The following is a 7,508-nucleotide window of genomic DNA, read 5'->3' on the forward strand; positions in this document are numbered from 1 at the left end:
GGTCGTTCACCCCCCTCCCGGCGCCGGGCTGCCGCCCCCCCGTGCGCATGGATGCGGGGGATACCCCCACCATTATGTCGGTAGTGGTATGGCCGGTTCTAACCGGTCATACCACTCACGACCCCCAAAGGAGCTTTCATGCGAACATGCCGGTCGGTCGCCGTTCTCGCCATCGCCGCGTCGTTGCTGACGCCCGCGACGGCGGAGGCCGCGCCCTCGATTGGTGGTTGGCCGCATTCGGTCACGCTGACCGAGTCGGCGCTCGAAGGGGTGCACGGCACGGCCCCCGACGCCACGATCCGCAACGTCCTCACCGTCACCGCGAACGGGGCGGCGCTGCGGATCCGGCTGGGCAACCCGTTCGGCGGCTCCGCGATGACCGTGCGGTCGGCGTGGGTCGGCCTGCAGCCCAAGACCGATTCACCGGCACTGAGGCCTGGTTCGAACCGTCAGGCCACCTTCGGGCTCAAGCGCACGGTGACCGTGCCGCCGGGTGGCACGGTCTGGAGCGACCCGCTGCCGCTGATCGTGCGGGCCGGTGACCACGTCGCGGTGAGCGTCTACGCGCCGGGCGCGCCGGTCAACGACCACGTCTTCCCGCCTCCGCAGGCCAACACGCCTGGATCGTTCCTGTCCGGCCCCGGTGACGCCGGGCGCGACGAGTCGGGGACCGCCTACGGCGCCTTCTCACCCGGCACACTGTGGTGGGTCGACGCGGTGAGCGCCGTCTCCGAGGCACGCGGCACGATCGTGGCGCTCGGCGATTCGATCACCGACGGGTACAACGCCTTCGGCGGTGGCCCGCGCTGGACCGACGTGCTGGCGGCGCGGATCGGGAAGCTGCCGCCCGGCAGGCGGCTGTCCGTGGCCAACGCGGGGATCAGCGGCAACACGGTCAGCGTCCAGCCGAATCCGTACGACCCGACCAACCAGTGCTGTGGCCCGCCTGCCCCGCTGCGGCTCGATCGCGACGTGCTCTCGCTGCCCGGTGTGCGCTACGTGCTGCTGCTGGAAGGCACCAACGACATCGGCGGCGGCGATCACGCACCGCCCGCGCCCGCCGCCCAGGTCATCGGCGCCATGCGCACCATCGCGGCGAAGGTGCACGCCGCCGGGCACAAGTCGGTCGGCGCCACCATCCTGCCGATGTGCAGCGGCGCGGGCAGCGCGAAGGAACAGGTCCGGCTCGAGGTCAACAACTGGATCCGCACCTCCGGGACGTTCGACTCGGTGCTGGACTTCGACGCCGTGCTGCGTGACCCGGCCGACCCGACGGTGATCCGCGCGGCGTGGCGCAGCGACTGCTACCACCCCAACGCCGAAGGCGACCGCGTACTCGGCGAGTCGATCGACCTCTCGACGTTCGGGTTGTGAGTGGTACGGCCGGTTAGAACCGGCCGTACCACTCACGACCCTCTACGTCCGCTGGAGCTGGAAGCGCTGGTTGGCGTTGCCGGTGAGCGTCCACTGCGAGATGCGCGCGCCATCCGCGCCGGACACCTCCCACACGTCCATCGCCAGGCCGCTCTGCCGGTTGACCAGGCTGACCGCGCCGCCGCCCTGGTCGATCACCTGCCACTGCTGGCTCGTGGTGTTGGCGTCCGGCTGCTGGGTGATGTCCGCGCCGCTGGTCGAACCGGCGACCTGCAGCACCAGCCCGCTGTGCCGGGCCCTGATCCGGTAGTAGCCACCGCCGGAGTCGAGGAAGTCGAACTGCTGGTTGGCCGCGCCGGTGACCGACCACTGCCGCAGTGCGGCGCCCGCGGCGGTCGACGCGTTGGCGATCTCGGCCGCCTTGCCGCTGTGCTGAGCCACCAAGCGGTACTGGACGCCGATCTGCACCGGGCTCCCGCCGGTCGTGCCGTTCAGCGCGGTGAGCGTCGCGTCGTAGGCCGGCTTCTTGTTGCCACCACGGTCGAACAGCAGCGGGTTCTCGCCACTGCGCCAGGAGTCGCTGTCCCGGACGCCCCACGTGGTGATGCCCGTGCAGCGCGCCACGTTCAGGCAAGCCTTGACCGTGTTGGCGTAGGCGCTCGCTGGCGCGTTCGCGATGTCGAGCTCGGTGAGCTGCACATCGACGCCGAGCGCGGCGAAGCTCGACAGCGTCGTCTGGAAGTTGCTGGGCGGGCCGCCGCTGCCGAAGTGCGACTGGAGCCCGACGCAGTCGATCGGCACGCCGCGTGCCTTGAAGTCCTTGACAAGCCGGTAGACACCTTGGGTCTTGGGCGAGTTCCAGTCCTCGATGTTGTAGTCGTTGTAGCAGAGCTTGGCGGCCGAATCCGCGGCGCGGGCGGCGCGGAACGCCTCCTCGAGGAACCCGGTGCCGAGGACATCGCGGAACACCGAGGAGCGGAGCTGGCCGTTGCCACCGTCGTCGAAGGCCTCGTTGACCACGTCCCACGCGTAGATCTGACCGCGGTAGTGGCCCATGAGGTTGTTGATGTGGTTGGTCATCACGGCGCGCAGCGTGGTCGCGTCCCGGATGCCGCCCACCCAGCCGGGCAGCTGCGAGTGCCAGACCAGGGTGTGGCCGCGCATTCGCTGGTTGTGGGCGCGCGCGTGGTCGGCGATCCGGTCGGCCGAGCCGAAGGTGAAGCTGTTGCGGGACGGCTCGGTGGCGTCCCACTTCATCTCGTTCTCGGGGGTGATCGCGTTGAATTCCCGGTCGAGGATGGTCGTGTACTGCGAGTCGCCCAGTTTTCCCGCTGCCACGGCGGCGCCGAAGTAGCGGCCGGACTGGGCGGCGGCCGCGCCGAGGGTGGACGCGGCGGCGTCCGCGCTCGGCGCGAGCGTCATCGCGCCGGTCACGGCGAGCGAGATGAGCACCGAGTGGAGGCGCCATCGGGGGGAGTGGTGCTGGGTCATGATCCTCCTTCGTCGTTGAAGGTGTTCGCACCCGGTTCGGTTCCGCCCGGCGCCACGAAACCGCGGCGCCGGGCGGAACCGAACTGGCGGTGGTCAGCCCTTCGAGCAGGTCTGGCCGTTCACCGTGAAGGCCGCGGGCTCCTGGTGCGGCGGGGTCGACGAGGCGTTGAACCCGGCCTGCACCGAACCGCCGGACGGCACGCGGCTGTTCCACGGCAGTGAGGTCGCGGTCACCGCGGCGCCGGTCTGCGACCAGGTGGCCGACCATCCCTGGGTGAGCTTCTGGTTGCCTGGCCAGGTGAACCCGAGCTGCCACGAGGTCCAGTCCGCGCCACTGGTGTTGGCGATGGTGACGTACGCGGACACCCCGGTGCTCCAGCCGGTCGCCTGGTAGGTGACCTTGCAGTACGACTGGCCATCCGGCTTGGTGGTCACGGTGACCGCCCCGGAGTATCCCGACTTGACCCCGGCCCCGTTGCGGGCCTGGACGGCGAGCCGGTACGCGGTGTTCGGCCGCAGCCCGGTCAGCGTCGCGGAGGTGCCGGTGACAGTGGTGACGACGCGCGTCGAGTCACCTTCGAACGAGAGGACGTCGTAGTTCTTGACGCCACTCTCCTGGTCACTCGACGCGGTCCAGGTCAGCGTCAAGCCTGTGCCGGTGACCTGGGACGCCACGGGTGTTCCCGGCGTGGTCGGGGGAGTGCTGTCCACCGGGCTCGACTTTTCGGCGGCCCAGCTGGCGATCCACGCGAGCGCGGCGTTCCAGTTGACCGCGACCTCGTTGACCGAGTAGGCCCCGATGTCGTCCACAAAGCACTTCTGTGGCTTGCAGCCCTGGAGCCTGCGGTCGGCGACGGGGTCCTGCAGCCCGCTGTTCGGACCGCCGGAGAGCACGCCGGGCGGTGCGGTGGGCAGTGCCGGGTCGAGCTGGTTGGCCCAGGTCCGGTGGTGCACGTTGCGCACCGGCTGCCCGCCGTACCCGCTGACGTAGGAGTAGCTCACCGGGTTGCGGCCCAGCAGGTAGTGCATCGTCTCGAACACGCCTTCGCGGTATTTGGCGGCGCCGGTGAAGTCGTACGCCAGCGCGAGCACCGACGCGTTGTTGGCGACCAGGCCGTTCGACCCCCACACGTAGGTGCCGTCAGGTTCGCGGTACGGCGCGGGATAACCGAGCGAGGACAGCTGGGTCAGGTGCTTGTCGGCCGCGGCCACGAACGCCGTCTTGATCGCCGCGACGTCGGCCGACGGCAGCCCGTTCGGCACCAGCGCCAGCGTGATGTCGCCCAGTGTCCCGGTGGAACCCCAGTCGTAGCCCCGATCGGTGACCGACTGTCCTTTGTAGAGCGGTGAACCGGTCACGTCCGCGCGGTAGGACGCTTCGGCGGTCGTAGCGAACATCTCCGCGGCCGCCCAGTAGAACTCGTCGGTCAGCGTGGTGTCGCTGTAGGACCCGCCGCCCGTGCCGTCGTTCGGGTCGGCGAGCTTGGCCGGGTTCGCCTTCGCGGCCGCGTACGCCTTCTTCGCCGCGGCGAGCGCCTTGCCCGAGAACTCCGGGTCGATGGTCTTCCAGATGCGGGCGGCCTGAGCGGCGACCGCCGCCGTGTTCAGCGTCGCGGCCGTGCTGGTCGGCGAAAGCCTGCGTGCCTGGCTGTCCTGGCTGGGCAGCAGTGGCAGGCCGGTCCAGTTCACGTCGTGGATCTTGTGGTGCACCATGCCGTCCGGCGCCTGCATCTTCAGCAGGAAGTCGACTTCCCAGCGGGCTTCGTCGAGGATGTCGGGTACCCCGTTGGCCTTTTCCGGGATCGAGAGCTTGCCGTCGCCGAGCGCGGCGGCGTCACCGATCAGCTTGGCGCGCTCATAGGTGTTGAGCAGCTGCCAGGCCGAGATACCGCCGTTGACGACGTACTTGCCGTGGTCACCCGCGTCGTACCAGCCGCCGCGCACGTCCAGCGTGTAGCCGCAGCTGAGGTCGGACCGGCAGGGCACGTTGTTGTCGCCCTGGTTGGGCGCGACGTTGAGATGGCCCGCCGGTCGCGCGTAAGCGGCGCCCGCGTACTGCGCGCCGATCTCGATGCCGCTGCGCTGGTGGTAGAAGAACGCCAGCGAGTCGTACCGCAGCTTCTTGATCGGGTCCGCGGAGATGTCGAACGGGAAGCTGGTCTCGCTGCCGACGCTCAGCGTGTAGCCGGTGCCCGCGGTGTCGTAGGACGAGAAGTCGATCAGGTGCACCGGGTCGCCGGAAAGCGTGTCGGCCCCCTTCGGCGTGGTCCGGCCGGTGGCGACAGAGGTGCCGGCGGAGTTCTTCAGTACCCATGTCTGCGCGTCCGTCGCGGCGGAGACGAGGGTGGCGTGCTTCGGCAGGCCTGGCAGGTACGCGACCTGGTCGACCTGGACCTTCTTCGTCGGCGCCGGCGGGCCGCCTGGCGGGATCACCCCACCGACCAGCGAGATGTTGTCCACGCAGACGGTGTTGTCCGCGGCGTTGCCACCGAGCTGGAAGACGATCTGGCCGTTGCCGGCGTCAGGGAAGTCCAGCCCCGAGGTGAACGTGAAGCTGAACTTCTGCCTGGTGGTGGTCAGCTGGACCTCGTGCCTGGCGATCGTCCGGTACGGGCTGACCCCTTCGCCCGCGTTGGCCGCGATGAGCTGGGGAGCGGTGGCGTACGCGTCGAAGGACATCGTGTACTGCTGGCCGGTTTCGAACGGCACGCCGTTCTCACCGATCAGCGCGTCCCAAGGGTTCGCCGTGCCACCGGTGACGGCCGCGCACAGTTCACCGCCCGCGACGCGATGGGACACTCCGGCGCTGGCCCACCACGGGTCGGCCGTGCCCGCGCTGAAGGTGCCGTTGCTGATCCGTTCGTAGTCGGCGGCTTGGGCCGTACCCGGGGTGACGAGCGCGACCGCGACAGTGGCGACGCCGAGAAAAGCGCTGGCGTGGCGGAATCTGCGGCGGAAAAGCGATCTCATCAAAGTGGTCTCCTCCGTCTGCTCTGACGGTTGACTGGGTTTGCTGGGAGCGCTCCCAGCAGAGCCTAAGCCGCCCGCTGGGCGTTCGCAAGAGCCGGTTTCCCACTGTGTAAGTTACAAACAGGCGGCAGGGTTCGTGAGTGTCGCCGACGGTTAGAGTTCCCGGATGTCGCGCGAGCCGGTCGAGCGCACAAACGCCACGTTTGCAACGCTGATCGACACATAAGCCCCGTTCGTTCCGTCCAGAACCCCGCGAAAACTCGGGCAAATACGGCAAAGTGGGGCAAGGGGCGGCGACTTAGGTCCTTTATGGACATTCAGTCGGGCGCGATCCGCGTCATCCAAGGAGTTGATCTTCGCGAAACCGGGTTTGGGCAACCGGATAGCCCAAAGTCGGGTTTCGCGCGTCGTTTGACAGTCCAGGCTGAGCCTTAACGACCCGGCATCGGGTTATTAATGGAACCGTCGGTAACGCTCACGGCCCCGTCAGGATGCGGTGCGCAGGGTCCACCGCTGGTTCGCTTGGCCGTTGCAGGTCCACAGGACGAGCTTGGTGCCGTTGGCCGTACCCTTCCCGTTCGCGTCCACGCACAGTCCGGATTGGACGCCGGCGATCGTGCCGTCGGCGTTGACCGTCCACTGCTGGTTGGACTGGCCGTTGCAGTCCCAGATGACCACCAGGGTCCCGTTGGCCGTGCCATGGCCGTACGCGTCCAGGCACTTGGTGCCGTAGACGGTCAGCTGCTTGCCGCTCGTGGCTGTCCACGCCTGCCCGGACCGGCCCCCGCAGTCCCACAGCTGCGCCTGGGTGCCGTTCGCCGAAGCCCCGACGTCGACGCAGCGTCCGGATTGCGCACCGACGATCTGCTTGGCCTGGGGTGTGCCGGGCGTGCCGATGCTGCCGGGTACCGAGCGCAGCGCGGTGAACCAGGTGGCGGCCATCTTGTCGTAGCCAGTGGCCGTGGGATGGACGCCGTCGATCAGGTCGGCGGTGGTCAGCGCGGCGTGCATGTCCACGAGGTGCACGTGCTTCCCGGCGTTCTGCTTGCTCCGCACGATTCCCGGGATCGCGGAGTTGTAGGTGCGGACGGCGGACTCCCGCGCGTCACCGCTGAGCGGGGTGAGCTGCGCGACGAAGACCTCGGCCTCCGGTGCGGTCGCGGTGATGCGGTCGATCAGGCCGGACAGCCGGGCGGGCGCGCGGGCTACGTCGACGTTCTGCAGGATGTCGTTGGTGCCGATGTGCAGCAGTACCGTGTGCGGGGTGGTGGTGCGCAGCCAGTTGACGATGTTCGCGTCGATCTGGTCGATGCGCCACCCCGGGTGCCCCTCGTGGTCGTGGTCACCGAGGGTCGACGGCCCGTTGGACTGCGAGCCGACGAGGTCGACCTGATAGCCGCCTGCCGAAACCCGTTGCCACAGCCCGATCCGGTACCCGCCCGGCACCTGGGTGCCTTCGGTGATGGAGTCGCCCAGCGGCATGACGCGCACACCGCCGTTGGATTCGGCGAAGGCGGGACCGCTGGGCGGTACGGCCGTGGTCACCACGGCCAGCACGGCAGCGGCAAGCCATGTGAAGCTTCGCATCGTTCCTCCTGGTGAGAAGGGGTCGTGAGTGGTACGGCCGGGTGTAAAACGGGCTGCCCATCACCCACCGCGGCCCGCCCCGGGGT

4 protein-coding genes are annotated in these 7,508 nt (G+C 69.1%); 1 reads left to right on the forward strand and 3 read right to left on the reverse strand.

What is annotated here, in order from left to right; all coding sequences use genetic code 11:
- The first annotated feature begins 138 nt into the window (after positions 1–138).
- Positions 139–1,374, forward strand: a complete 1,236-nt coding sequence (locus tag ACFV15_RS45990; protein WP_378359545.1) for a GDSL-type esterase/lipase family protein — start codon at positions 139–141, stop codon at positions 1,372–1,374.
- A 42-nt stretch (positions 1,375–1,416) separates the two neighbouring features.
- On the opposite strand, the gene ACFV15_RS45995 is transcribed toward ACFV15_RS45990, so the two are convergent.
- The 3 genes from ACFV15_RS45995 to ACFV15_RS46005 form a co-directional block, all read right to left on the reverse strand.
- A complete protein-coding gene (locus ACFV15_RS45995; RefSeq protein WP_378359547.1) occupies positions 1,417–2,865 on the reverse strand; it encodes an endo-1,4-beta-xylanase in 1,449 nt (482 codons plus the stop codon).
- Between the two features lie 93 nt (positions 2,866–2,958).
- Entirely contained in the window at positions 2,959–5,835 is a 2,877-nt protein-coding gene (locus tag ACFV15_RS46000; RefSeq protein ID WP_378359549.1) for a glycoside hydrolase family 9 protein, read from the reverse strand.
- 486 nt (positions 5,836–6,321) lie between these two features.
- Positions 6,322–7,422 carry a ricin-type beta-trefoil lectin domain protein gene (locus tag ACFV15_RS46005; RefSeq protein ID WP_378359550.1) on the reverse strand — a complete coding sequence of 367 codons (1,101 nt, stop codon included), beginning with the start codon at positions 7,420–7,422 and terminating at the stop codon, positions 6,322–6,324.
- Positions 7,423–7,508 lie beyond the last annotated feature (86 nt).

Source organism: Amycolatopsis sp. NPDC059657 (assembly GCF_042734395.1).
GTDB lineage: Bacteria > Actinomycetota > Actinomycetes > Mycobacteriales > Pseudonocardiaceae > Amycolatopsis.